Origin of the sequence: Streptomyces sp. NPDC102441 (assembly GCF_044765585.1) — a bacterium.
Lineage (GTDB): Bacteria > Actinomycetota > Actinomycetes > Streptomycetales > Streptomycetaceae > Streptomyces.
This window is the reverse complement of record NZ_JBIWKH010000001.1, coordinates 128,982-155,152: the sequence shown is the minus strand read 5'-3', so window position 1 is coordinate 155,152 and position 26,171 is coordinate 128,982. Positions and strand designations below refer to the sequence as shown.

Sequence of the window (26,171 nt, the reverse complement as noted above, 5' to 3'; positions counted from 1 at the left end):
GATGTCTGAGTTGTCCAGCTCCAAGAAGCACAACGACAACATCAACACAGCCTCGTCCCACACGCTTCTGGAAGGGCGGCTCGGTTATCACCTCGAGTCCGCCCTTCTGGTGCGTGCGCTGACCCATCGCTCGTACGCGTACGAGAACGGCGGTCTGCCCACCAACGAGCGGCTGGAGTTCCTCGGGGACTCGGTGCTCGGCCTGGTGGTCACGGACACGCTGTACCGCACCCACCCCGACCTGCCCGAAGGCCAGCTGGCCAAGTTGCGGGCCGCGGTGGTCAACTCGCGTGCACTTGCGGAAGTGGGCCGCGGCCTCGAACTCGGCTCCTTCATCCGGCTCGGCCGTGGTGAAGAGGGCACGGGTGGCCGGGACAAGGCTTCCATCCTCGCCGACACCCTTGAAGCGGTGATCGGCGCCGTCTATCTCGACCAGGGCCTCAGTGTGGCCTCGGAGCTGGTCCACCGGCTCTTCGACCCGCTGATCGACAGGTCCTCCAACCTCGGAGCCGGCCTGGACTGGAAGACCAGTCTCCAGGAGCTCACCGCCAGCGAGAGCCTCGGAGTCCCCGAGTACCTCGTCACGGAGACCGGCCCCGATCACGAGAAGACCTTTACTGCTGCCGCTCGCGTCGGTGGTGTCTCGTACGGCACCGGCACCGGCCGTAGCAAGAAGGAAGCGGAGCAGCAGGCGGCGGAGTCCGCCTGGCGCGAGATCAGCGCCGCCGCGGAAGCACGGGAGACAGCGGCCAAGGCCGCTGTCGACGGAGGGGTCGCCGACACTCCTGCCGACCCGTCGCCGCACTCGGACGCCGCTCCGGCCTGAACGAAGGGGAAACCCCTCGGTGCCCTCGCGCACCGGGGGGTTTTCGCTGTCCTGTCACACCCCCGAAGGAGCGCCCGCCGTGCCCGAACTGCCCGAGGTCGAAGTCGTGCGGCGGGGTCTGGAGCGCTGGACCTCCGGCCGCACCGTCGAGGACGTGGAGGTCCTGCACCCGCGCGCGGTGCGCCGGCACCTCACGGGCGGCGCGGACTTCGCGGCCCGGCTCCGTGGTCTGCGTTTCGGCACGGCGATGCGGCGCGGCAAATACCTCTGGGTCCCCCTCGACGAGGTGGAGTCCTCACTCCTGGGCCACCTCGGCATGAGCGGGCAGCTGCTCGTGCAGCCCGAGGAGGCCGCCGACGAGAAGCACCTGCGGATCAGGGTCCGCTTCGACGACGCGCTCGGAACCGAGCTGCGCTTCGTCGACCAGCGGACCTTCGGCGGGCTGTCGCTGCACGAGAACACCCCTGACGGCCTTCCCGACGTCATCGCGCACATCGCACGCGACCCTCTCGACCCGGCCTTCGACGACACCGCCTTCCACCTGGCGCTGCGCCTGCGCCGTACGACGGTCAAGCGCGCCCTCCTCGACCAGTCCCTGATCAGCGGTGTGGGAAACATCTATGCCGACGAGGCGCTCTGGCGCAGCCGGCTGCACTACGAGCGGCCGACCGCGACCCTGACCCGCCCGAGGACCGCGGAGCTGCTCGGCCATGTCCGGGACGTGATGCGGGAGGCCCTCGACCAGGGCGGCACCAGCTTCGACAGCCTGTACGTCAACGTGAATGGCGAGTCCGGCTACTTCGACCGGTCGCTGGACGCCTACGGACGTGAGGACGAACCCTGCCACCGCTGCGGCACGCCGATGCGCCGGCGGCCTTGGATGAACCGCTCCAGCTACTTCTGCCCGCGCTGTCAGCGTCCGCCGCGAATCTCCTGACGCCCCTGGCGCAGGCTCCATCCGGGGCCTCCCGCCGTGGAGCCGCGGACAGCAGCAGCCCCCGCACTGTGTGTCTCAGGTGCGGGGGCTGTCGGTTCCGGCGGTGCGGAAGGGCTCAGAAGCCGAAGTCCTGCGTCCACCAGGGGCCGCCGGAGCCGAGGTGGACCCCCACGCCGAGCGTCTTGTAGTCGCAGTTGAGAATGTTCGCGCGGTGGCCTTCGCTGTTCATCCAGGCGTCCATCACGGCCTGGGCGCCGGCCTGGCCCCGGGCTATGTTCTCGCCGCCCAGACCCTGCACGCCGGCTGCCGCGGCACGGTCCCAGGGGGTCGCGCCGTCGGGGTCGGTGTGGCCGAAGAAGTCCCGGGCCGCCATGTCCTCGCTGAAGTCCTGGGCGAGCGAGGTCAGTGAGGTGCTGGTGGTGACCGGGCTGCAGCCGACCTTCGCGCGCTCCTCGTTGACCAGGGAGAGCACCGCGGCCTGAGCGGTGGTGGCGGACGGGCTCGCCGGGGCGGGAGCCTTGCTGCTCGGGGCGGCGGACGAGGACTTCGGAGCGGCCGGAGCCTTGGCCGCCGGGCTGGACGACGTGGTCCTCTTCGGCTTCGGGGCGGGCGCCTTCGTCCGTTCCGGTGTCTTCGTCGCCGGCTTCGAGGCGGTGGCTGACGGCTTCGTGCTCGGCTTCTCGCTGGGGGTGGCCGAGGGGGACTTCGTGGGTGGAGCGGTACGGCCGGCACCACGGTTGGCCTCGGCCGACGCGGAGGCCGACGTGCGGCCGGTCGGCTCGGCCGACGACTCGCCCTGGGTCAGCAGGTCGGGAGCACCGCCCGCTTCGACCTGGTCGGCGGACCCGCCACCGCTGACCCTGTAGCTGTCGCCGCCGGGCAGCAGCCCGGAGGCCACCGCCACCGCTCCGACGGCCACCGCCGCGGACACGCCGAGGAGCCCGGCGCGTACGGGTATACCGGCTCGCTTCTTGCGGCGTGCACCCCGGTGCCCGTCCTCCGCGGTCGCCGCGTACTGCTCAGCGGCGGGGGCCGCGCCTGCGCGTCGATGCCGTCCCATGCGCTGTGCCTTCCTCGTGCTCCGGGCGTCGTTCCGACGTCACCGTATTCAAGATCAAACTCACCCGTTCGGGTGAGGCTATTGCGAGGGGACCTTACGCCATGGCGGATTGGGGCGGCGTGCTCGCTGAGCAATTGGCCGGTTAGCGTTCGGGCATGAACGAAGATGCACGACTCGTCGTATGGGTACGCGGCCGAGTACAGCAAGTAGGATTCCGCTGGTTCACCAGGGCAAATGCTTTGGAGATCGGAAACCTCGCCGGCTTCGCCCTCAATCTCGACGACGGCCGGGTGCAGGTGGTGGCCGAAGGGCCGCGTGAGAATTGCCACCGTCTGCTCGACTGGCTCGGCTCCGACGACACACCCGGCCGCGTGGAAGGCGTCACTGAGATCTGGGACACGCCCCGCGGCGGATATGAGGGATTCGCGATCCGCTGATCGCGCCCGGGAAAGCGGGCCGGATCCGCTGTGCGTACAAGGGGTGGCGAGCGGTGGACGGAGGGCCGACAGGAGCCCCGCACCCGAAATGACCTGCGGAGGAAGGGGGCGCCCGGACATGGTTGCCAAGAAGGGCGCGTCGTGCCAGGCTGCGGCATTGACGAAGATCTACACACCCTTCGGGACCCCGCGAGAGAGTCGCGCCGCATGATCGTCAGGCCGCGCACCCCCGGGACGCCCGGCCCGTCGGCGTGTGATCGTGTTGACCGTCAAACTTTTTGGTGAGACGCTGAAAACCCCGCGCACCCTAGCTGTTCGGCAGAGCTGGTGACAGCAGAACAGCAGTGAATACAGAAGTACTGCCGAGCACCGCGGGTGCGATTTCCCATACGACCCACACCGCATCGGTCGGTCACTCAGTGTGGAGGACCATCCATCATGGCAAAGGCGCTTCTCGGTTACGTCGGCGGTTCCGACCCGCGACTCCTCGCCGAGATGCGACGGCTTCAGAAGCGCGTCCAGGACCTGGAATCCGAGCTCGTACGGATCCAGGACGAGAACGACGCGCTCAACGCCGCCGCCCAGCACCAAGAGTCGCTGCTCGACAGCATCGACATCGACGTACCCCAGGCGGAGCCCGCGCTGACCTGACCCCAAGGCCCTGCCGGGGCCGGTCGGGCCACACGCCAGCCGCTCGGGATCAACCACCGAAGTCTTCGTCACGGATCGTCGTCCCGGAACACCGAGGACTGCTCGTGATCCGGTCCGCCCGCGATCCGTTACGCAAGACTGTGCTCGGATGACTGCACAGCAGCACCGTGCAGGATTTACAAGGGACGCTCCGGCGTCCCTTCTTTCTTTCCCCCCGGGCTGTCCCCGGCCTATCGCTCTTCGCTTACCGTCTGATGTGCCCTGCACCTTCATCAGCGAAACCGAGAGTGAAAGGTAGAGTCCGGCGGCGTGCACCTCAAGGCTCTGACCCTCCGTGGTTTCAAATCGTTCGCCTCCGCCACGACCCTGCGGTTCGAACCGGGGATCACCTGTGTCGTCGGCCCCAACGGGTCGGGTAAATCCAATGTGGTGGATGCCCTCTCGTGGGTCATGGGCGAGCAGGGGGCCAAATCCCTGCGCGGCGGCAAGATGGAAGACGTGATCTTCGCCGGCACCACGGGAAGGCCGCCTCTGGGCCGTGCGGAAGTGTCGCTGACCATCGACAATTCCGATGGCGCGCTGCCCATCGAGTACGCCGAAGTGAAGATCACCCGGATCATGTTCCGCAACGGCGGCAGCGAATATCAGATCAACGGCGAGACGTGCCGGCTGCTCGACATCCAGGAACTCCTCTCGGACTCCGGTATCGGCCGCGAGATGCACGTCATCGTCGGCCAGGGCCGGCTGGACTCGGTCCTGCACGCCGATCCGACGGGGCGCCGCGCCTTCATCGAAGAGGCGGCGGGAGTGCTCAAGCACCGTAAGCGCAAGGAGAAGGCGCTGCGGAAGCTGGAGGCGATGGGCGCCAACCTCGCCCGCGTCCAGGACCTCACCGACGAACTGCGTCGTCAGCTCAAACCGCTGGGCCGGCAGGCCGCCGTGGCACGCCGGGCCGCCGTCATCCAGGCCGATCTGCGGGACGCCCGGCTGCGTCTGCTCGCCGACGACCTGGTGCGGCTGAGGGAGGCGCTGCGCGGCGAGATCGCCGACGAAGCGGCCCTCAAGCGGCGCCGGGAGGCGGCGGAGGCAGACCTCAAGGCGGCGCTCGCCCGCGAGGCGGACCTGGAGGACGAGGTGCGCCGGCTCGCGCCGCGCCTGCAACGGGCCCAGCAGACCTGGTACGAACTCTCGCAGCTGGCCGAACGCGTGCGGGGCACGATCTCGCTCGCCGACGCCCGGGTGAAGAGCGCCACTGCCGCACCGGAGGAGGAGCGGCGCGGGAGGGACCCGGAGGACATGGAGCGGGAGGCCGCCCGGATCCGCGAGCAGGAGGCGGAGCTGGAGGCGGCGCTCGAAGCGGCGGAGCACGCCCTGGAGGACACCACCGCGCACCGGGCCGAACTGGAGCGGGAGTTGGCCTCGGAGGAGCGCAGGCTCCGGGACGCGGCCCGGGCCATCGCCGACCGGCGCGAAGGGCTCGCCCGGCTCACCGGGCAGGTCAACGCGGCACGCAGCCGGGCGGGTTCGGCCCAGGCCGAGATCGACCGGCTGGCCGCGTCGCGGGACGAGGCGCAGGAGCGGGCGGTCGCGGCCCAGGAGGAGTACGAGCAGCTCAAGGCGGAGGTCGAGGGGCTCGACGCCGGTGACGCGGAGCTGGCGGAGCAGCACGAGGCGGCCAAACGGGAACTGGCCGGGGCGGAGGCCGCCCTGAGCACCGCACGCGAGGCGGTCACCGCGGCGGAACGCAGCCGCGCGGCGGTCTCCGCCCGGCACGAGGCACTGTCGCTGGGCCTCCGGCGCAAGGACGGCACCGGGGTGCTGCTCGGTGCGGGGGAGAGGCTCTCCGGGGTGCTCGGGCCGGTCGCGGAGCTGCTCACGGTGGCCCCGGGGTACGAGGTCGCGGTCGCCGCCGCACTGGGCGTGGCCGCCGACGCCGTCGCGGTGGCGGGTCCGGCCGCCGCGGCGGACGCGATCCGCCTGCTGCGCAAGCAGGACGCGGGGCGCGCGTCGCTGGTGACGGGCGGGGCCGGCGGCGGCCAGGTGCCCGCGCAGGGTACGGAGCCGCTGCGGGAGCCCGCCGACGGCCCTGCGGGCCAGGTACCCGGACAGTCGTCCGGTGCGGAGCACGGTCCCACGGCCGTCACGCTCCCCGGTGCGGAGCACGGTCCGGCAGCCTCCGGTGCGGAGCACGGTGCGGCGTCCGCCGGCCGGGCCGTCGCCACCGGGGCGTCCGCCCCGCCTGTCGTCGCCGGCCTGGTGCGGGGGCCCGGAGAACTGATGGCGGCGGTGCGGCTGCTGGTGCGCGACATGGTCGTCGTCGGAACACTGGAGGACGCCGAGGAACTGGTCGCCGCCCACCCCGGGCTGACCGCCGTCACCGCTGAGGGCGATGTGCTGGGCGCCCACTTCGCACACGGCGGATCCGCCGGGGCACCCAGCCTGCTGGAGGTCCAGGCATCCGTCGACGAGGCCGCCGCCGAACTGGCCGAGCTCGCCGTGCGCTGCGAGGAACTCGCCTCGGCCCAGCGCGACGAGGCCGCACGGCGCGGCGAGGGCGCGGCCCGGGTGGAGGAGCTCGGGGAGCGGCGCCGGGCCGCCGAGCGGGAGAAGTCCGGAGTGGCTCAGCAGCTCGGGCGGCTTGCCGGACAGGCCCGTGGCGCCGCGGGGGAGGCCGAGCGGATGACCGCGTCCGCCGCCCGGGCGCAGGAGGCGCTGGAGCAGGCCACCGAGGAGGCCGAGGAGCTGGCCGAGCGGCTGCTGGTCGCGGAGGAGACCCCGGTCGAGGAGGAGCCCGACACCTCTGTACGGGACCGGCTCGCCGCCGACGGGGCGAACGCGCGCCAGACCGAGATGGAGGCCCGTCTCCAGGCCCGTACCCACGAGGAACGGGTCAAGGCGCTTGCAGGGCGGGCCGATGCCCTCGACCGCGGGGCCAGGGCCGAGCGCGAGGCGCGTGCCCGTGCGGAGCAGCGCCGCGCCCGGCTGCGCCACGAGGCCGCCGTGGCCACCGCCGTGGCGTCGGGCGCCCGGCAGCTGCTCGCCCATGTCGAGGTCTCGGTCGTACGGGCCGAGGAGGAACGGACCAGGGCCGAGGCGGCGAAGGCCGAACGCGAGCGGGACCTGGCGGCCGAACGCGGGCGGGGCCGTGACCTCAAGAGCGAGCTCGACCGCCTCACCGACTCGGTTCACCGGGGCGAGGTGCTCGGCGCCGAGAAGCGGCTGCGCATGGAGCAGGTGGAGGCCAAGGCGCTGGAGGAGTTCGGTGTCGAGCCTGCCGGCCTGGCCGCCGAGTACGGTCCGGAACAGCTGGTGCCGCCGTCCCCCGCGGCGGAGGGCGAGGAGCTTCCGGCCGATCCTGAGCACGCGCGCAACCAGCCCGTGCCCTTCGTCAGGGCCGAGCAGGAGAAGCGGCTGAAGGCGGCCGAACGGGCGTATCAGCAACTCGGGAAGGTGAATCCTCTCGCCCTAGAGGAGTTCTCGGCACTGGAGGAACGGCACAAGTTCCTCTCCGAGCAGCTCGAAGACCTGAAGAAGACCCGGGCCGATCTGATGCAGGTGATCAAGGAGGTCGACGAGCGGGTCGAGCAGGTGTTCACGGAGGCCTTCCGGGACACCGCACGCGAGTTCGAGGGTGTGTTCTCCCGGCTCTTCCCGGGCGGCGAAGGCCGTCTGATCCTCACGGACCCGGACAACATGCTGACGACCGGTCTGGACGTCGAGGCCAGGCCGCCGGGCAAGAAGGTCAAGCGGCTCTCCCTGCTGTCCGGTGGAGAGCGATCCCTTACGGCCGTTGCCCTGCTGGTCTCCATCTTCAAGGCGAGGCCGAGCCCGTTCTACGTCATGGACGAGGTGGAGGCGGCGCTCGACGACACGAATCTGCAGCGCCTGATCCGGATCATGGTGGAGCTCCAGGAGAGCTCCCAGCTCATCGTCATCACGCACCAGAAGCGGACGATGGAGGTCGCCGACGCGCTGTACGGCGTCTCGATGCAGGGCGACGGCGTCTCCAAGGTGATCAGCCAGCGGCTCCGCTGAGCCCTCCGTTCGCTGACTGACGAGCGGTCACATCTCCTTTACCTAATCTTCAACAGTTCAACGCACCTTTTGGGCGTTCCTGGGTACTTGTGAGGGACTACTTCACGAGAATCGAGTCTTGACTTCGAAACTTGAACGCATAACCTCAGCAATGTTGTTTTTACCTTCAAGTGGTGGTCGACCGGAAGTTGTGAACCACTAGGAGGGCTCACCCCCCACACCTGACGTTGCGGCCAGGTACCAGGAGTTCATGTGACCAGCACAGCGCGCGGACCGGAGTCCGGAGCCCGGGAGGCCCACCCGGACCATCTCGGCCATGTCATCTTCATCACCGCAGCCGCAGCGATGGGCGGCTTTCTCTTCGGCTACGACAGCTCCGTCATCAACGGCGCCGTCGAGGCCATCCGTCACCGCTACGACATCGGGTCGGGGACGCTTGCCCAGGTGATCGCCATCGCGCTGATCGGCTGTGCGATCGGTGCGGCGACGGCGGGACGCATCGCCGACCGGATCGGCCGTATCCGCTGTATGCAGATCGCCTCGGTGCTGTTCACCATCAGCGCCGTCGGATCCGCGCTGCCGTTCGCCCTCTGGGACCTCGCCATGTGGCGGATCATCGGCGGCTTCGCGATCGGTATGGCCTCGGTCATCGGCCCGGCCTATATCGCCGAGGTCTCGCCGCCCGCCTACCGCGGCCGCCTCGGCTCCTTCCAGCAGGCTGCCATCGTCGTCGGTATCGCCATCTCCCAGCTGGTCAACTACGGCATCCTGCAGATCGCCGACGGCGATCAGCGGGGCAAGATCGCCGGCTTCGAGGCCTGGCAGTGGATGCTCGGCGTGATGGTCGTACCGGCCATCCTGTACGGGCTGCTGTCCTTCGCGATCCCCGAATCGCCGCGCTTCCTGATCTCCGTCGGCAAGAAGGACCGCGCCCGGAAGATCCTCGAAGAGGTCGAGGGCAAGAACATCGACCTCGACGCGCGCGTGGACGAGATCGAGACGGCCATGCACCGGGAACACAAGTCCAAGTTCAGCGACCTGCTGGGGAGCCGCTTCGGCTTCCTGCCGATCGTCTGGGTCGGTATCGGCCTGTCGGTCTTCCAGCAGCTCGTCGGCATCAACGTCGCCTTCTACTACTCGGCGACGCTGTGGCAGTCCGTCGGCATCGACCCGACCGACTCGTTCTTCTACTCGTTCACCACGTCGATCATCAACATCATCGGCACCGTGATCGCCATGGTCCTGGTGGACCGGGTCGGCCGCAGGCCGCTCGCGCTCGTCGGATCCATCGGTATGGCCGTCGCCCTGGCGTTCGAGGCCTGGGCCTTCTCCGCGGATCTCGTCGACGGCAAGCTGCCCACGACCCAGGGCACCGTCGCCCTGATCGCCGCCCACGTCTTCGTGCTCTTCTTCGCCCTGTCGTGGGGTGTCGTGGTCTGGGTCTTCCTCGGCGAGATGTTTCCGAACCGGATCCGCGCCGCCGCGCTCGGTGTCGCCGCCTCCGCGCAGTGGATCGCCAACTGGGCGATCACCGCGAGCTTCCCGAGCCTGGCCGACTGGAACCTGTCGGGCACCTACATCATCTACACCTGCTTCGCCGTGCTCTCGATCCCCTTCGTGCTCAAGTTCGTGAAGGAGACCAAGGGCAAGGCGCTGGAGGAGATGGGCTGATCCCCGCTGCCCCTCTCCTCGACCCCGCTGCCCCGGTCCGGCCCATGCCGGCCCGGGGCAGCGTTCTGTTCCGTCCCGGGCCGTCCGCCGACGCGGCGTCAGAACCGGGCCGGGGCGCCGCCCGTCCCGTCCGCCGGGCGCGGCAGTACCGCGTACGCCCCGGCCGCGACAAGGAGTGTGGCCGCCCAGCCCAGCCCGTGACGCCCGGTCCAGGAAGTGGCGAGCGGGCCGGAGAACCACTCGACGTCGGTGAACAGCAGCCCCGTCACGAGCGCCAGGGCCCAGGCGCCCATGGCCTGCGGGCTGAACCCCCTTGTGTACCAGTAGCCGCTGCCCGGTGTGGTGTCCATGAGGGCCACCGCGTCGTACGTACGGCCCCGCAGCAGATCCACACCGAAGACACCGATCCAGGCGGAGAAGGTCACACCGAGCAGCGTCAGGAACGAGAGGAAGGTGTCGATGAAACTCGTCGCCACCATCATCAGCGTTCCGCCGAGCAGCAGACTGATCGTCGCGTTCACGCCCACGGCCCAGGCGCGGGGAATGGCGAACCCGAGCGTCTGCGCGGTGAAACCGGCGGAGTACATCGACATCGCGTTGATCAGCACCATGCCGACGACGGCTGTCAGGAGATAGGGCACCGAGATCCACTTCGGCAGCAGCTCGCCGATGAACGCCACGGGATCCTTCGTGACCGCCAGGTGCGGTGAGCTCACCGCCATCACCGCGCCCATCATGACCATCGGTAGCACCGTGACCAGCGCCCCGCCCACGGTCGCGCCGACCATCGCCCGGCCGGACGCGGTGCGCGGCAGGTAGCGGGCGAAGTCCGGGGCCGAGGGGACCCATGAGATGCCACCGGCCGCCAGTGTCCCGATCCCCGCGATCATCATCGCCGCCGGACCCGGCGGCCGGTCCAGGATCGTCCGCCACGGGGCCGAGCCGATCAGGTCGGCCAGGACCAGGAGACTCGCGGCCCCGAAGAGCCGTACGGACACCCAGGAGGACATCCGTAGCGCCCTGATCCCGAGCCCCGACACGAGGAAGCCGGCGGCGACGAAGGCCGTCAGCGTCACCAGGACCAGAGTGTGGGTGCGCTGGATGTCGAACAACAGATCGAGTGCCGCCAGCAGGGCATAGGAGCCGGTGACCGCGTTCACGGTCTCCCACCCCCAGCGGACCACCCACAGCAGGGCCCCGGGGAAGAAATTGCCGCGCTGTCCGAAAACAGCCCTGGAAAGTGCCATGCCGGGAGCCCCGCCGCGCTTGCCCGCGATCGACACGAGGCCGACCAGTCCGAACGAGAGCACGGGGGCCGTGACCGCCACGGCCAGCACCTGCCAGAAGTTCAGCCCGTTGAAGACGGTGAGCCCGGCTCCCACGGTCAGCAGCAGCACCGTCATGTTGGCCGTCACCCAGGTGGGGAACAGGGTGCGGACCCGGCCGGTGCGTTCGTCGTCGGGGACGGGATCCAGGCCGCGGTTCTCCACGGGCAGCAGCGTACCTTTACGCCCAAAAGTGGCATACAGGCCATGCGGTCGACGCCCCTCGCTCTCCGGGGCCGCGCCGGACCCCGGCTGTGGCCGATACTGGACGCGTTATGGAAATCGTCATCCTTGCTGTAGTCATCGCCCTGGTCGCGGTCGGCCTGATCAGCGGGCTCGTGGTCAGCAGCCGCAAGAAGAAGCAGCTGCCGCCCGAGGCGCCGTCGAGCACGCCGACCCTCACTCCTCCCGCCGAACCCCGCGTCGGCGAGGAGGCCGAGACGCCGCGCGACGAAGCGCGGCGCACCATCGAGGAGGTCGGTCTCCCCGGCGCCGGGACTCCCGTCGAGGAAACCCCCGTCGTCATCGAGCCGGAGATCCCCGAGCTCGAAGTCCCCGAGCCCACCGCCGGCCGGCTGGTCCGGCTCCGCGCCCGGCTCGCCCGTTCACAGAACTCCCTGGGCAAGGGGCTGCTCACGCTTCTGTCCCGCGACAATCTCGACGAGGACACCTGGGAGGAGATCGAGGACACCCTCCTCACCGCCGATGTCGGCGTCGCGCCCACCCAGGAGCTGGTGGAGCGGCTCCGTGAACGGGTCCGTGTCCTCGGCACCCGTACGCCCGACGAACTGCGCACCCTGCTGCGTGAGGAGCTCATCACCCTCCTCGGCCCCGACCTCGACCGCGTGGTGAAGACGGAAGGCGGCGAGGAGACACCCGGCGTCGTGATGGTCGTCGGAGTCAACGGCACCGGCAAGACGACCACGACGGGCAAGCTCGCCCGGGTGCTCGTCGCCGACGGCCGCAGCGTCCTGCTCGGCGCAGCCGACACCTTCCGCGCCGCCGCCGCCGACCAGCTCCAGACCTGGGGCGAGCGCGTCGGCGCCCGTACGGTACGCGGCCCCGAGGGCGGCGATCCCGCTTCGATCGCCTTCGACGCGGTGAAGGAGGGCATCGCCGAGGGCGCCGACGTGGTGCTCATCGACACCGCGGGCCGGCTGCACACCAAGACCGGTCTCATGGACGAGCTGGGCAAGGTCAAGCGGGTCGTGGAGAAGCACGGGCCGCTCGACGAGATCCTGCTCGTCCTCGACGCCACGACCGGACAGAACGGTCTCGTCCAGGCGCGGGTCTTCGCCGAGGTGGTCGACATCACCGGCATCGTGCTCACCAAGCTGGACGGCACCGCCAAGGGCGGCATCGTGATCGCCGTCCAGCGCGAGCTGGGCGTCCCCGTGAAGCTCATCGGCCTCGGCGAGGGTCCGGACGACCTCGCCCCGTTCGAGCCGGACGCCTTCGTCGACGCGCTGATCGGCGACTGACGGGACGCATCCCACGTACGCCGAAGGGCGGTGGACCCGAGAGGGGTTCACCGCCCTTCGGCTTTCACCACCGGTGGCATATGTAGGCGAGCGTGCCCAGCAGCAGCCGGGCCTGCGGGGGAGCGGAGGCCGTGTCCGGCACCGGCGGACGCAGCCAGCGGACCGGGCCGAGGCCCCCGAGGTCCGACGGGGGAGCGGTGACGTACGCACCCCGGCCCAGCGCCCGCAGGTCCAGATCCGCGTCGTCCCAGCCCATCCGGTAGAGCAGTCCGGGCAGCCCGGCCGCGGCCCCGGGGGCGACGAAGAACTGTGTACGACCCGTCGGCGTCACCGCCACCGGCCCCAGCGGCAGTCCCATCCGCTCCATGCGTACCAGCGCACGCCGGCCGGCGGCCTCGGGGACGTCGAGGACGTCGAAGGACCGGCCGGCGGGGAGCAGCATCGAGGCCCCCGGAACCTCCGCCCAGGCGTCAGCGGCCATGCCGAGGGTGGCGCCCGGCGGCACCTCGCGTGCGAAGTCGAGCGGATGCGCGCCGGGCGCGGCGCAGGCGCTGTCGCCGCACGAGCAGACCCCTGCCGCGGCGCGCGCGCCGGGGGCCACCGCCCAGCCCCAGAGTCCTGTGTATTCGGCCACCGCGGTCGCCCCGGCCGTGCGGCCGCGGCGCCGCGTGCCGGACCGTATCTCCCGGATGCCGCCGATCGTGAAGCCCATGCCCCCTCCAACGGGTCCGACTCACCGGTGGTTACGACCCGGAGCACCGGACGTCCTCCGTCGCCGCCGATCCGTCGGAGCTCGGGGTGGTGTCCCAGGGGTGTGCGAGCTGAGCCGCGCGCCCCTGAATGCTTCACTCCGCTTGCTGCTGATCGCGGCCTGTCAAGTGAATCGCGGACTACGCCGAACGGGTTCATCCGAAGGGGTGGCGAATGGTGGCGTTTCCGCAACGGCCCTCGCCGAAGCGGTGATCGTAGGATTACTGTGGGTACTCGAAGCTGCAATTGCATCTGCAGTTGAGTATGCCCAGGGCAATTCGCCGATCTGTTCGATCATGCGGGACGTGCGTACGGACAGTACCGGGGCGCGGCATTCTGATAGAGGTTCGCGCGACAGGTTTCAGCGGGATGGGGGCGTTCCAGTGAGTGGCAGTGGCGCAGGCGAGACGAGTGCCGGGAAGCGCCCCAACGGGCAATTGGGATCGTGGTTCGTGCGGAGCGGCTGGTCGAAGGGCGAGCTCGCCCGCCAGGTGAACCGTCGGGCCCGGCAGCTGGGTGCCCACCACATCAGCACCGACACGTCCCGGGTGCGCCGCTGGCTCGACGGCGAACAGCCCCGCGAACCGATTCCGCGCATCCTCTCCGAGCTCTTCTCCGAGCGCTTCGGCACCGTCGTCTCCGTCGAGGACCTCGGGCTGCGCGCCGCCCACCAGGCACCCTCGGTGGCGGGGGTCGACCTGCCCTGGGCGGGACCGCAGACCGTCGCGCTGCTCAGCGAGTTCTCCCGCAGCGACCTCATGCTCGCCAGGCGCGGCTTCCTCGGCAGCTCCCTCGCACTGGCCGCCGGCCCCACCCTCATCGAGCCCATGCAGCGCTGGCTGGTGCCCGTCACCCGCCCGGGGCAGCCGGAACCCGAGCTGCCGGCCGCGGACAGCCGCCCCTCGCGGCTCTCCGGCCCCGAGCTGGACCTGCTGGAATCCACCACGGCGATGTTCCGCCAGTGGGACGCCCAGTGCGGTGGCGGGCTGCGGCGCAAGGCCGTCGTCGGCCAGCTCCACGAGGTCACCGACCTGCTCCAGGAGCCGCAGCCCCAGTCCACCGCCAGGCGGTTGTTCCGCTGCGCCGCCGAACTGGCCGAGCTCGCGGGCTGGATGAGCTACGACGTGGGCCTCCAGCCCACCGCCCAGAAGTACTTCGTACTCGCCCTGCACGCCTCCAAGGAGGCCGGCGACAAGCCGCTGGGTTCCTACATCCTCTCCAGCATGAGCCGCCAGATGATCCACCTCGGCCGGCCCGACGACGCACTCGAACTGATCCATCTCGCCCAGTACGGCAGCCGTGACTGCGCCACGTCACGGACCCAGGCCATGCTGTATGCGATGGAGGCCCGCGCCTACGCCAACATGGGCCAGCCGAGCAAGTGCAAGCGAGCGGTCAGGATGGCCGAGGACACCTTCGCCGACGCCGCCCTCGACGACGAGCCCGAGCCCGACTGGATCCGTTTCTTCTCCGACGCCGAACTGCACGGCGAGAACGCCCACTCCTACCGTGACCTCGCCTATGTCGCGGGCCGGAGCCCCACGTACGCCTCGCTCGCCGAGCCCGTCATGGCCCGCGCCGTCGAGCTCTTCGGCGACGACGACGAACACCAGAGGTCCTACGCGCTCAATCTGATCGGCATGGCCACCGTGCATCTCCTCAAGCGGGAGCCGGAGGAGTCGACGGTCCTCGCCACCACGGCCCTGAGGATCGCCAAGAAGGTCAGGTCGGAGCGCGTCAACACCAGGCTCCGCAAGACCGTCGACACCGCTGCCAGGGACTTCGGGGACATTCCCGAGGTCGCCCGGCTCACCGACCTGCTCACCGAGCAGCTCCCGGAGACCGCCGAAGCGGTCTGACCGGCACCTCCGCCACCGGCCACGACGGCCGCCCCGTACCACCCGACTCGGCTCCCCCATCGCCAGGTCAGCGGGTCGCCGTCGTGGCCGGTTCACGTCGTCGTGCGCTCCTGCCGCACCGTATGCGGCGCAGGCAGCATGGTAGGCACCACACCGGGCCCGACACCCCGGGTTCATCGGTACGTAACACGCGGAGCTCCTTCGTCACTGCGGTGAAACACCGTGCGGCATTCGTGGAAACCGCGCTGCGCGAATCTCATGGCGCATAACCGGCCCGCACCTTTTCACCGTGGTCCCGCACCCCCGCACGTGGCCGCACCGACGACGAGGAGACGCCGATGCCCCCAGGCATCACGACGCTTGCCGCAGACGCCCCGCAGCTGTCTGCCGCCAACACAGGGTTCATGCTCATCTGCTCCGCGCTGGTGATGCTCATGACCCCGGGTCTGGCCTTCTTCTACGGAGGCATGGTCCGCGTCAAGAGCACCCTGAACATGCTGATGATGAGCTTCATCAGCCTCGGGATCGTCACGATCCTCTGGGTGCTCTACGGGTTCAGCCTCGCCTTCGGCACCGACGTCGGCTCCGTCATCGGCTGGAGCTCGGACTACGTCGGCCTCAGCGGAATCGGTGTGACCGAGCTCTGGGACGGCTACACCATCCCGACCTACGTCTTCGCGGTCTTCCAGCTGATGTTCGCCGTGCTCACCCCGGCTCTCATCAGCGGCGCCCTCGCCGACCGGGTCAAATTCACCTCCTGGGCCCTGTTCATCACCCTCTGGGTCACCGTCGTCTACTTCCCCGTCGCCCACTGGGTATGGGGTGCGGGCGGCTGGCTGTACGAGCTGGGTGTCATCGACTTCGCGGGCGGTACGGCCGTCCACATCAACGCGGGCGCGGCGGCCCTCGGCGTGATCCTCGTCATCGGCAAGCGGGTCGGCTTCAAGAAGGACCCGATGCGGCCCCACAGCCTGCCGCTCGTGATGCTCGGTGCGGCCCTCCTGTGGTTCGGCTGGTTCGGCTTCAACGCCGGCTCGTGGCTCGGCAACGACGACGGTGTCGGCGCCGTCATGTTCGTCAACACGCAGGTCGCCGCCGGTGCGGCGGTCCTCGGCTGGCTCGCCTACGAGAAGATCCGCCACGGCTCCTTCACCACCCTGGGTGCCGCCTCGGGCGCCGTCGCCGGCCTTGTCGCCATCACCCCCGCGGGCGGTTCCGTCAGTCCCCTCGGCGCCATCGCCGTCGGTGTGATCGCCGGTGTCCTGTGCGCCATGGCCGTCGGCCTCAAGTACAGGTTCGGCTACGACGACTCCCTGGACGTCGTCGGCGTCCACCTCGTCGGCGGTGTCATCGGCTCGCTCCTCGTCGGCTTCTTCGCCACCGGCGGTGTGCAGTCCGACGCCAAGGGCCTCTTCTACGGCGGTGGCCTCGACCAGCTCGGGAAGCAGGCCGTCGGAGTGTTCGCGGTCCTCGCGTACTCCCTGGTGGTCTCCGCGGTCCTCGCCTTCATCCTGGACAGGACGATCGGGATGCGGGTCTCCGAGGACGACGAGATCTCCGGCATCGACCAGATCGAGCACGCCGAGACGGCATACGACTTCAGCGGCGCCGGCGGAGGCGCGGTCACGCGCACCGCGCCTCCGGCGCCCGGCACCACGGCAGCCCCGACGAACAAGAAGGTGGACGCATGAAGCTCATCACCGCAGTCGTGAAGCCACACAGGCTGGACGAGATCAAGGAGGCCCTCCAGGCCTTCGGCGTCCAGGGCCTCACGGTCACGGAAGCCAGCGGCTACGGGCGTCAGCGCGGACACACCGAGGTCTACCGTGGTGCCGAGTACACCGTCGACCTCGTCCCGAAGATCCGCATCGAGGTCCTCGTCGAGGACGAGGACGCCGAACAGCTCATCGACGTGGTCGTCAAGGCCGCCCGGACCGGCAAGATCGGTGACGGCAAGGTGTGGAGCGTCCCGGTCGAGACCGCGATCCGCGTACGGACCGGCGAACGCGGCCCGGACGCACTCTGACCGACGGTCCCTGTGAACGGAAAGGCAGCTGGGTGACGAGCACCGAAGTGACCACCGAATCCGAGGACTCGGGACCCAGCGGCTACGCGGCGGCCCGGCTGCGTCTTCTCCAGGAGAAGACGCGGTCCGGGCCGCCGCGCCGTGCGGCCCTGGCCCGGCTCACCGACGACTGGCTCACCGGGCTGTTCACCGCGGCCGCCGAGCGGGCGGGCGTCCGCGGCGCCGCCCTCGTCGCCGTCGGCGGGTACGGGCGCGGCGAGCTGTCCCCGCGCAGCGACCTCGACCTCCTGCTCCTGCACGACGGCACCGCCGACGCCGGAGCCGTCGCCGCGCTCGCCGACGGGATCTGGTACCCCGTCTGGGACCTGGGCCTCGCCCTCGACCACTCCGTACGCACCCCTGGCGAAGCGCGCAGGACCGCGGGGGAGGACCTCAAGGTCCAGCTCGGACTGCTCGACGCCCGCCCCGTCGCCGGAGACCTCGGCCTCGTCGCCGGACTGCGGACCGCGGTCCTCGCCGACTGGCGAAACCAGGCCCCGAAACGCCTCCCCGCCCTCGACGAGCTCTGCCGCGAGCGGGCCGAACGTATGGGCGAGCTCCAGTTCCTCCTGGAACCCGACCTCAAGGAGGCCCGCGGCGGCCTCCGCGACGCCACCGCCCTGCGTGCCGTCGCCGCCTCCTGGGTCGCGGACGCGCCCCGTGAGGGCCTCGCGGAGGCACGCCGTACGCTCCTCGACGCGCGCGACGCACTCCACCTGACCACCGGCCGGGCCACCGACCGCCTCGCGCTGCAGGAACAGGACCAGGTCGCCGAAGCCCTCGGTCTCCTCGACGCCGACGCCCTGCTCCGTCAGGTGTACGAGGCCGCCAGGACCGTCTCGTACGCCACCGACGTCACCTGGCGCGAGGTCAACCGGGTCCTTCGGGCCCGCTCCGTCCGGCCACGGCTGCGGACGATCCTCGGCGGGGGAGCCAAGGCCGCCCCGGAACGCACCCCGCTCGCCGAAGGCGTGGTCGAGGCCGACGGCGAAGTCGTCCTCGCGCGCACGGCCCGCCCCGAACGCGACCCCGTGCTCACGCTCAGGGCCGCCGCCGCGGCGGCGGAGGCCGGGCTGCCGCTCTCCCGCCACCTCGTACGCCACCTGGGCACCGCGGCCCAGCCGCTGCCCGTGCCGTGGCCCGCCCAGGCCCGAGAGGAGCTCGTCACCCTGCTGGGTGCCGGCGAATCCACCGTCGGCGTGTGGGAAGCCCTCGAAGCGGAAGGCATCGTCACCCGCCTGCTGCCCGACTGGGAGCGGGTCCACTGCCGGCCCCAGCGCAACCCCGTGCACACCTGGACCGTCGACCGGCACCTCGTCGAGACAGCCGTCCGCGCCTCCCACCTCACGCGCCGCGTCGGCCGCCCCGACCTTCTCCTGATCGCCGCCCTGCTCCACGACATCGGCAAGGGCTGGCCCGGGGACCACTCCGTCGCGGGCGAGGTCATCGCCCGCGACATGGCCGGCCGCATCGGCTTCGACAAGCAGGACGTGGGCGTCGTCGCCACGCTCGTACGCCACCATCTCCTGCTCATCGACACCGCGACCCGGCGCGACCTCGACGACCCGGCGACCGTCCGCTCCGTCGCCACGGCCGTGGGCAGCGCCTCCACCCTGGAACTCCTGCACGCGCTCACCGAGGCCGACGCGCTGGCCACCGGCCCCGCCGCCTGGAGCTCCTGGCGGGCCTCCCTCGTCGCCGACCTGGTCAAGCGGGTCGCCGCGCTCCTGGCCGGTGAGGAACCCCCCGCACCGGAGCCGCTCGCGCCCAGCGCCGAGCAGGAACGCCTGGCCGTGGAGGCCCTGCGCACGGGCGAGCCCGTCCTGTCACTCCACACCCGCCCCGAACCGGCCCCCGAGGACGGCGGGCCCGAACCCGTCGGCGTCGAACTCCTCATCGCGCTGCCCGACCGCCCGGGTGTCCTGCCCGCCGCGGCCGGAGTGCTCGCCCTGCACCGCCTCACGGTGCGCGCCGCCGACCTGCGGGCCGTCGAGCTCCCCACGGAGATGGGCGAATCGGCCGGCCTGCTGGTGCTCAGCTGGCGGGTCGCGGCCGAGTACGGCTCACTGCCGCAGGCCGCCCGGCTGCGCGCAGACCTCGTGCGCGCCCTGGACGGCTCCCTGGACATCCGGGCCAGGCTCGCCGAACGCGAGGCGGCCTATCCACGGCGGCGCGGCGTGAAGGCCCCGCCCCCCAGGGTGACCGTCGCGGCGGCGGGCTCCCGGCTGGCCACCGTCATCGAGGTGCGCGCCCAGGACGCCCCCGGGCTGCTGCACCGGATCGGCCGGGCGCTGGATCAGAGCGCGGTGCGGGTGCGCAGCGCTCATGTCTCCACCCTCGGAGCGAACGCGGTGGACGCCTTCTACGTCACGGACCGCGACGGTGAACCACTGGCTCCGGAGCGGGCCGCGGCGGTGGCAGGGGAGGTCGAGAAGGAGCTCGGCTGACGCCCTGTCCCAGGCCCTTTCGTCACGAGAAACGGGCGAGGGCTTTGCGTCCTCCGGGGTCCGGATACCCTGGAGAGCGACTGACCTGCCACGCCCCCGACCCTGAGGACCGACGAGCGCCGTGTTCGATACTCTCTCCGACCGCCTTAGCGCGACTTTCAAAAACCTCAGGGGCAAGGGCCGCTTGTCCGAGGCGGACATCGACGCCACGGCTCGCGAGATCCGTATCGCCCTGCTCGAGGCCGATGTCGCCCTCCCTGTCGTCCGCGCGTTCATCGCCAACATCAAGGAGCGGGCGCGAGGCGCCGAGGTCTCCCAGGCGCTGAACCCCGCCCAGCAGGTCGTCAAGATCGTCAACGAGGAGCTCGTAGGCATCCTCGGCGGCGAGACCCGGCGGCTCAGGTTCGCCAAGAACCCGCCCACCGTGATCATGCTCGCGGGTCTGCAGGGTGCTGGTAAGACCACCCTCGCCGGAAAGCTCGGTCTCTGGCTCAAGAGCCAGGGGCACTCGCCGCTGCTCGTCGCGTGTGACCTCCAGCGCCCCAACGCCGTCAACCAGCTGAGCGTCGTCGCCGACCGCGCGGGTGTCTCGGTGTACGCGCCGGAGCCGGGCAACGGAGTGGGCGACCCGGTCAAGGTCGCCAAGGACTCCATCGAGTTCGCCAAGGCCAAGGTCCACGACATCGTGATCGTCGACACCGCCGGCCGCCTCGGCATCGACGAGGAGCTGATGCGGCAGGCCGCGGACATCCGCGACGCCGTCAGCCCCGACGAGATCCTCTTCGTCGTCGACGCGATGATCGGCCAGGACGCGGTCAACACCGCGGAGGCCTTCCGTGACGGCGTCGGTTTCGACGGCGTGGTGCTCTCCAAGCTCGACGGTGACGCCCGAGGTGGTGCCGCCCTGTCGATCGCCCACGTCACGGGCAAGCAGATCATGTTCGCGTCGAACGGTGAGAAGCTCGAGGACTTCGACGCCTTCCACCCCGACCGCATGGCGTCCCGCATCCTCGACATGGGTGACCTGCTCACCCTGATCGAGCAGGCGGAGAAGACCTTCAGCCAGGAAGAGGCCGCCAAAATGGCCTCCAAGCTGGCGTCGAGCAAGGGTAAGGACTTCACGCTCGACGACTTCCTGGCGCAGATGGAGCAGGTCAGGAAGATGGGCTCCATCTCCAAGCTGCTCGGGATGCTGCCCGGAATGGGGCAGATCAAGGAACAGATCAACAACATCGACGAGCGCGACGTCGACCGCATGGCCGCGATCATCAAGTCGATGACCCCGAAGGAACGCGCCGAGCCGACGATCATCAACGGCTCGCGCCGGGCCCGTATCGCCAAGGGCTCCGGTGCCGAGGTCTCCGCGGTCAAGGGCCTGATCGAGCGGTTCTTCGAGGCCCGCAAGATGATGTCGAAGATGGCCCAGGGCGGCGGCATGCCGGGGATGCCCGGGATGCCGGGCTCGGGCGGCGGCCCCGGCCGTCAGAAGAAGCAGGTCAAGCAGGCCAAGGGCAAGCGCAAGAGCGGCAACCCGATGAAGCGCAAGGCCGAGGAGGAGGCCGCGGCCGCCCGCCGCGAGCAGGCGGCGCAGGGCGGCGCGCTGGGTCTGCCGGCCCAGGAGGACAAGAACTTCGAACTGCCGGACGAGTTCAAGAAGTTCATGGGCTGACCGGCCGGGAAGTGAACGAAGGGGCACCCCGCCGTGCGGGGTGCCCCTTCGTCTTCCCGTGTGACCGTTTCCCGTGACCGTTTCCCGTGACGACTGTGCGCGACGACGGTTACGCCACGCACACCAGGTAGCGGAAGACGTTCGGCATCCACACCGTGCCGTCGGGCCGCAGATGCGGATGCAGGGCCTCCGCGACCTCCTTCTCCACCTGGATACGGTCCGTCGCCCGGATCGCCGTGTCGAACAGCCCGGTCGACAGCAGGCCGCGCACCGCGCTGTCCACGTCCGCGTATCCGAACGGGCAGGACACCCGCCCCGAGCCGTCCGGCTTGAGCCCGGCCCGCGCCGCGACCTCTTCCAGGTCGTCCCGCAGCGCCGACCGCCAGCCGTTGCCCGAACGCGGGCGCGCCGACTCCGTGAGCCTGGCGGCCACCCTCAGCACCGGAGCCGTGGCGCACCGCTCGGGCGGCCCCCAGCCGGCCAGCACCACCGTGGCGCCCCGCACGGCCAGCGGCACGGCGGACGCCAGCGCGGGCGCGAGCCCCTCGGAATCCCCGGCCGCACAGCCGATCGGCTGGAAGGCGGTCAGCAGGTTGTACGGCGCCTCGCCGTCCGGGACGGCCGACGGAATGCCGTCCACCAGCCTGGCCCGAGGACGCGTACGGCCTGGGCCCGCGTCCTGTCCGGGATCGGAGTCGAGGCGCGCGCGGGCCAGGGTGAGCCGTTCGTGGTCGGTGTCGACGCCGGTGACGCGCGCCCCGCGTGAGGCCGCGATCAGCAGCGCGAGCCCGGAACCGCAGCCGAGGGAGAGCATTCGCGTACCGCCTCCGACTTCGAGGCGCTCGTACACCGCCTCGTAGAGCGGTGCCAGCATGCGCTCCTGGATCTCGGCCCAGTCGCGGGCGCGGGTACCGGCGTCCACCGGGGCGGACGGATCCGCGTACCTGTGGTGCCGGACGAGCGTAGGTGTCATGGAATGCGCCCCAATCCGCCGTGAGGTCGGTCGTGCCCGAGTGAGGTCCCCCATGTCTATGTGCTGTGTATGTGCGCCCACAGCCCCCGTATGTCAGAGAACTCCGCATCGGCGGTCCCGTCCAGAGGCGGGACGGGGTGGGATGGCAATGCTTGCGTGCTCCGGTCGTGCGCCCCCGGGCGCAGCGCCGCCGGCGCGGGCGCCGGGAACAGCACGCCTGCTGCTCGCTTCCTCACAGTCTTACCCGACACGCGGGGCGCAGCACGTCGAGCGCCCCGGCACCGGGCTGTGACCGGTGCGCGGCCGTCGCTCCGTGCCGGGTAGTGTCACCCGCGGGGCGCCTGTCCACGCCGGTGCGTACGCGTTGCTACGTACCAGCTTGGTGCGAGCTGTGAGACTTCTCCGCTGATCTGCGCACCCGCCCTCGTCCGGACGCATCAAGGGCAACTGACTGGTACGTGCAAATTATTTGAGATGCCCCGGAATAGGAACACCGGAGCACTCAGGCTCGTTGTTCACGACGTGAGCACGACACCACCTGTACTTGCCGCAGAGCTGGCACAGGCGTGGGCCGACATTCAGCGGTACCACCCCGAGCTGCCCGATCTTGCCGCGCCCGAGTCCCTGATCGGAGAGTCCTCGTCCGCCTGTGGCGCCGAGCTCTCCTTCGAACGGCTGCTCCATGAGGCAGTCCACGGCATCGCCGCCGCGAGAGGTGTCCGGGACACCTCACGCGCCGGCCGTTACCACAACCGACGCTTCCTCGCGATCGCCGAGGAGCTGGGCCTCGATCATGCCGAGGAACCCCACCCCAGCAGCGGATTCTCGCTGGTGACGCTGAATCCTGAGGCCAAACGCAGATACCGCCCTACGACAGAACGGCTGCAACGGGCGCTCAAGGCGCACACCGTGGCCACCGCCGCGGACACCAAGCGCTCGTTCCGCGGTCCCGCCGCGCGGCACGGCTCGTCCGGGGGAGGGGTGCGGGTCAAGGCCGTCTGCGACTGCGGGCGTAACGTCCGCGTCGTTCCCTCGGTCCTCGCCCAGGCCCCGATCGTCTGCGGTGGCTGCGGCAAGCCCTTCCGCATCCCGGAAGCGGCGGTCGCGGTGGGGTGACCCGATGTGGTGTGGCACAATGGACAGCTGTACTCGACAGTCGCACAGGACCCCTCTCTCCTCCGGCTGACGCGTCCATCGGGCACCCGAGTACCGCAACCCCACGTGGCATCTTTTGTGCCCAACCACGTCAGAGACCAGGAGACACCACTTCCGTGGCAGTCAAGATCAAGCTGAAGCGTCTGGGCAAGATCCGTTCGCCTCACTACCGAATCATCGTCGCCGACTCCCGCGTCCGCCGCGACGGCCGGGCCATCGAGGAGATCGGCCTGTACCACCCGGTGCAGAACCCGTCCCGCATCGAGGTCAACGCGGAGCGCGCTCAGTACTGGCTGTCCGTCGGCGCCCAGCCGACCGAGCCGGTCCTCGCGATCCTGAAGCTCACCGGTGACTGGCAGGCCCACAAGGGCCTCCCGGCCCCGCCGCCGCTGCTGCAGCCGGAGCCCAAGGCTGACAAGCGCGCCCTGTTCGAGGCCCTGACCACGGACGGCGACGAGGCCAAGGGTGAGGCCATCACCCAGAAGGCCAAGAAGTCGGACAAGAAGGCGGACGAGGCGGCTGACGCTGCCGCGTCCACCGAGTCGACCGAGGCCTGAGCATGCTCGAGGAGGCTCTTGAGCACCTCGTGAAGGGCATCGTCGACAACCCCGACGATGTGCAGGTCGCCTCGCGTGACCTGCGCCGTGGGCGTGTGCTGGAGGTCAGGGTCCACCCCGACGACCTCGGCAAGGTGATCGGCCGCAACGGCCGCACCGCGCGCGCCCTGCGTACCGTCGTGGGTGCCATCGGCGGCCGTGGAATCCGTGTCGACCTCGTCGATGTGGATCAGGTTCGCTGAAAGAGTTGAACACCGGCCGGGGCCGGGGAGGGCTTTCGAGCCGTCCCCGGCCTTTGTCGTCCGTACATCACCGCCTCCTCAGCAGGACCGGCCGCCCTCATGTGCCGGTCGGCCCGAGAGATCACCGGGAGAAGTAGCGTGCAGTTGGTAGTTGCGCGGATCGGTCGCGCCCATGGCATCAAGGGCGAGGTCACCGTCGAGGTGCGCACCGACGAGCCCGAGCTCCGGCTCGGGCCGGGGGCCGTGCTGGCCACGGAACCGGCGGAGACGGGGCCCCTGACGATCGAGACCGGCCGGGTGCACAGCGGCAGGCTGCTGCTGCGGTTCGCGGGCGTACGCGACCGTACGGGCGCCGAGGCGCTGCGCAACATCCTGCTGATCGCCGAGGTCGACCCGGCGGAACTTCCCGAGGACCCCGAGGAGTTCTACGACCACCAGCTGATGGATCTCGACGTCGTCCTCACGGACGGCACGGAGATCGGCCGGATCACCGAGATCACGCACCTGCCGTCGCAGGACCTGTTCATCGTGGAGCGGCCGGACGGCAGCGAGGTGATGATCCCGTTCGTCGAGGAGATCGTCACCGAGATCGACCTCGAGGAGCAGCGGGCCGTCATCACCCCGCCGCCGGGCCTGATCGACGAGAGCGAGGCCGTGATCGCCTCCACGCGTGACGAGGACGGCTCCGGGAGCGACGCGGCAGGCGATGCAGGGAAGGGCGACACGTGATGCGGCTCGACGTCGTCACGATCTTCCCCGAGTACCTGGAGCCCCTGAACGTCTCCCTCGTCGGCAAGGCGCGCGCCCGGGGCCGCCTCGACGTGCGTGTCCACGACTTGCGGGACTGGACGTACGACCGGCACAACACGGTCGACGACACCCCCTACGGCGGTGGCCCCGGCATGGTCATGAAGACTGAGCCCTGGGGTGACGCCCTGGACGAGGCGCTGGCCGGCGGATACGAGGCCGGGGCGCACTCCCCGGTGCTCGTGGTCCCCACGCCCAGCGGCAGGCCCTTCACCCAGGAGCTGGCCGTCGAGCTCTCGGAACGGCCGTGGCTGATCTTCACCCCTGCCCGCTACGAGGGCATCGACCGCAGGGTGATGGACGAGTACGCGACCCGGATGCCGGTCGTCGAGGTGTCCATCGGGGACTACGTCCTCGCGGGCGGGGAAGCCGCCGTCCTGGTGATCACCGAGGCTGTGGCCCGTCTGCTGCCCGGGGTGCTCGGCAACGCCGAGTCGCACCGCGACGACTCCTTCGCGCCCGGGGCCATGGCGGACCTGCTCGAAGGCCCGGTCTACACGAAGCCTCCGGAGTGGCGTGGGCGCGGTATCCCCGAGGTACTGCTCAGCGGCCACCACGGCCGGATCGCACGTTGGCGACGGGACGAGGCCTTCCGCCGTACCGCTCTCAACAGGCCCGACCTCATCGAGCGTTGTGAGGCCTCGGGGTTCGACAAGAAGGACCGCGAGATGCTCTCCATCCTCGGCTGGTCCCCGGGCCCCGACGGACGATTTTGGCGCAGGCCCGAGGCCGTGGAAGAATAGGCCCGCTGTACGTCCGGCGTGCGCCCCTGCCGCAGGGGGACAGACGCCCGCCCGATGTGATCAGCATCCGAACTTCACTCTCTCCCGTCGATGACCTGTGGCATCGGCGAAGAAAGCAGACAACATGACTTCCCTGCTCGATGGCGTCAACGCCGCCTCGCTCCGTACCGACCTCCCGGCGTTCCGCCCGGGTGACACGGTCAACGTCCACGTGCGCGTGATCGAGGGCAGCCGCTCCCGTATCCAGCAGTTCAAGGGCGTCGTCATCCGTCGCCAGGGCTCGGGCATCAGCGAGACCTTCACGGTCCGCAAGGTCTCCTTCAGCGTCGGCGTCGAGCGCACCTTCCCGGTGCACAGCCCGATCTTCGAGAAGATCGAGCTCGTCACCCGTGGTGACGTCCGTCGCGCCAAGCTGTACTTCCTCCGTGAGCTCCGCGGCAAGGCCGCGAAGATCAAGGAGAAGCGCGACCGCTGATTCACC

22 protein-coding genes are annotated in these 26,171 nt (G+C 70.3%); 18 read left to right on the top strand and 4 right to left on the bottom strand.

Features of this window, described 5'->3' with window-relative positions; genetic code table 11:
* The first annotated feature begins 1 nt into the window (after window position 1).
* Window positions 2-826 (top strand): ribonuclease III, encoded by an 825-nt coding sequence (gene rnc, locus ACIREO_RS00690; RefSeq protein ID WP_404103054.1) that lies wholly within the window; start codon window positions 2-4, stop codon window positions 824-826.
* A gap of 79 nt (window positions 827-905) precedes the next feature.
* Window positions 906-1,763, top strand: a complete 858-nt coding sequence (gene mutM / locus ACIREO_RS00685) for a bifunctional DNA-formamidopyrimidine glycosylase/DNA-(apurinic or apyrimidinic site) lyase (RefSeq protein ID WP_404103051.1) — start codon at window positions 906-908, stop codon at window positions 1,761-1,763.
* A gap of 115 nt (window positions 1,764-1,878) precedes the next feature.
* Here mutM and ACIREO_RS00680 read toward each other — a convergent pair whose 3' ends face one another.
* Complete coding sequence (locus tag ACIREO_RS00680) at window positions 1,879-2,823, bottom strand: CAP domain-containing protein (protein ID WP_404103048.1); 945 nt, start codon at window positions 2,821-2,823, stop codon at window positions 1,879-1,881.
* A gap of 155 nt (window positions 2,824-2,978) precedes the next feature.
* Between ACIREO_RS00680 and ACIREO_RS00675 the strand changes: the two genes are divergently transcribed.
* From ACIREO_RS00675 to ACIREO_RS00660, 4 genes are all read left to right on the top strand, one after another.
* A complete protein-coding gene (locus ACIREO_RS00675) occupies window positions 2,979-3,260 on the top strand; it encodes an acylphosphatase (RefSeq protein WP_404103045.1) in 282 nt (93 codons plus the stop codon).
* 438 nt (window positions 3,261-3,698) lie between these two features.
* Window positions 3,699-3,911, top strand: a complete 213-nt coding sequence (locus ACIREO_RS00670) for a hypothetical protein (RefSeq protein WP_033304037.1) — start codon at window positions 3,699-3,701, stop codon at window positions 3,909-3,911.
* 309 nt (window positions 3,912-4,220) lie between these two features.
* Window positions 4,221-7,946 carry an AAA family ATPase gene (locus ACIREO_RS00665; protein WP_404103042.1) on the top strand — a complete coding sequence of 1,242 codons (3,726 nt, stop codon included), beginning with the start codon at window positions 4,221-4,223 and terminating at the stop codon, window positions 7,944-7,946.
* A gap of 252 nt (window positions 7,947-8,198) precedes the next feature.
* Window positions 8,199-9,617, top strand: coding sequence for a sugar porter family MFS transporter (locus ACIREO_RS00660; RefSeq protein WP_404103039.1), 1,419 nt, complete (start codon window positions 8,199-8,201; stop codon window positions 9,615-9,617).
* Window positions 9,618-9,715: 98 nt separating this feature from the next.
* Here the strand turns inward: ACIREO_RS00660 and ACIREO_RS00655 are convergent, their stop codons facing one another.
* On the bottom strand, window positions 9,716-11,107 hold the full coding sequence (locus ACIREO_RS00655) for a purine-cytosine permease family protein (RefSeq protein ID WP_404103036.1): 1,392 nt from the start codon (window positions 11,105-11,107) through the stop codon (window positions 9,716-9,718).
* A 110-nt stretch (window positions 11,108-11,217) separates the two neighbouring features.
* Between ACIREO_RS00655 and ftsY the strand changes: the two genes are divergently transcribed.
* Window positions 11,218-12,423, top strand: coding sequence for a signal recognition particle-docking protein FtsY (ftsY, locus tag ACIREO_RS00650; protein ID WP_404103033.1), 1,206 nt, complete (start codon window positions 11,218-11,220; stop codon window positions 12,421-12,423).
* A gap of 64 nt (window positions 12,424-12,487) precedes the next feature.
* Here ftsY and ACIREO_RS00645 read toward each other — a convergent pair whose 3' ends face one another.
* On the bottom strand, window positions 12,488-13,135 hold the full coding sequence (locus ACIREO_RS00645) for a bifunctional DNA primase/polymerase (RefSeq protein WP_404103031.1): 648 nt from the start codon (window positions 13,133-13,135) through the stop codon (window positions 12,488-12,490).
* A 421-nt stretch (window positions 13,136-13,556) separates the two neighbouring features.
* Here ACIREO_RS00645 and ACIREO_RS00640 point away from each other — a divergent pair, with 421 nt between their 5' ends.
* From ACIREO_RS00640 to ffh, 5 genes are all read left to right on the top strand, one after another.
* The gene (locus ACIREO_RS00640; RefSeq protein ID WP_404103028.1) at window positions 13,557-15,032 is read left to right on the top strand and encodes a hypothetical protein; all 1,476 of its coding nucleotides are present in this window, start codon (window positions 13,557-13,559) and stop codon (window positions 15,030-15,032) included.
* A 338-nt stretch (window positions 15,033-15,370) separates the two neighbouring features.
* Window positions 15,371-16,723 carry an ammonium transporter gene (locus ACIREO_RS00635; protein WP_404103025.1) on the top strand — a complete coding sequence of 451 codons (1,353 nt, stop codon included), beginning with the start codon at window positions 15,371-15,373 and terminating at the stop codon, window positions 16,721-16,723.
* Window positions 16,720-17,058 (top strand): P-II family nitrogen regulator, encoded by a 339-nt coding sequence (locus tag ACIREO_RS00630; protein WP_014048583.1) that lies wholly within the window; start codon window positions 16,720-16,722, stop codon window positions 17,056-17,058. Before ACIREO_RS00635 ends, ACIREO_RS00630 begins: the two co-directional genes overlap by 4 nt.
* A gap of 32 nt (window positions 17,059-17,090) precedes the next feature.
* Entirely contained in the window at window positions 17,091-19,544 is a 2,454-nt protein-coding gene (locus ACIREO_RS00625; protein WP_404103022.1) for a [protein-PII] uridylyltransferase, read from the top strand.
* Between the two features lie 121 nt (window positions 19,545-19,665).
* Window positions 19,666-21,213, top strand: a complete 1,548-nt coding sequence (gene ffh, locus ACIREO_RS00620) for a signal recognition particle protein (RefSeq protein WP_404103020.1) — start codon at window positions 19,666-19,668, stop codon at window positions 21,211-21,213.
* Window positions 21,214-21,322: 109 nt separating this feature from the next.
* Here ffh and ACIREO_RS00615 read toward each other — a convergent pair whose 3' ends face one another.
* On the bottom strand, window positions 21,323-22,186 hold the full coding sequence (locus tag ACIREO_RS00615; RefSeq protein ID WP_404103017.1) for a class I SAM-dependent methyltransferase: 864 nt from the start codon (window positions 22,184-22,186) through the stop codon (window positions 21,323-21,325).
* 522 nt (window positions 22,187-22,708) lie between these two features.
* Here ACIREO_RS00615 and ACIREO_RS00610 point away from each other — a divergent pair.
* The 6 genes from ACIREO_RS00610 (at window position 22,709) to rplS (ending at window position 26,165) form a co-directional block, all read left to right on the top strand.
* Complete coding sequence (locus ACIREO_RS00610; RefSeq protein ID WP_003965961.1) at window positions 22,709-23,302, top strand: hypothetical protein; 594 nt, start codon at window positions 22,709-22,711, stop codon at window positions 23,300-23,302.
* A 155-nt stretch (window positions 23,303-23,457) separates the two neighbouring features.
* The gene (rpsP, locus tag ACIREO_RS00605) at window positions 23,458-23,898 is read left to right on the top strand and encodes a 30S ribosomal protein S16 (protein WP_404103015.1); all 441 of its coding nucleotides are present in this window, start codon (window positions 23,458-23,460) and stop codon (window positions 23,896-23,898) included.
* A gap of 2 nt (window positions 23,899-23,900) precedes the next feature.
* Entirely contained in the window at window positions 23,901-24,140 is a 240-nt protein-coding gene (locus ACIREO_RS00600; protein ID WP_014153811.1) for an RNA-binding protein, read from the top strand.
* Between the two features lie 138 nt (window positions 24,141-24,278).
* Entirely contained in the window at window positions 24,279-24,869 is a 591-nt protein-coding gene (rimM, locus tag ACIREO_RS00595; RefSeq protein ID WP_404103012.1) for a ribosome maturation factor RimM, read from the top strand.
* Window positions 24,869-25,690, top strand: a complete 822-nt coding sequence (gene trmD, locus ACIREO_RS00590) for a tRNA (guanosine(37)-N1)-methyltransferase TrmD (protein ID WP_404104439.1) — start codon at window positions 24,869-24,871, stop codon at window positions 25,688-25,690. Before rimM ends, trmD begins: the two co-directional genes overlap by 1 nt.
* Window positions 25,691-25,814: 124 nt before the next feature.
* On the top strand, window positions 25,815-26,165 hold the full coding sequence (rplS, locus tag ACIREO_RS00585; protein WP_404103009.1) for a 50S ribosomal protein L19: 351 nt from the start codon (window positions 25,815-25,817) through the stop codon (window positions 26,163-26,165).
* The last annotated feature ends 6 nt before the right edge of the window (window positions 26,166-26,171 follow it).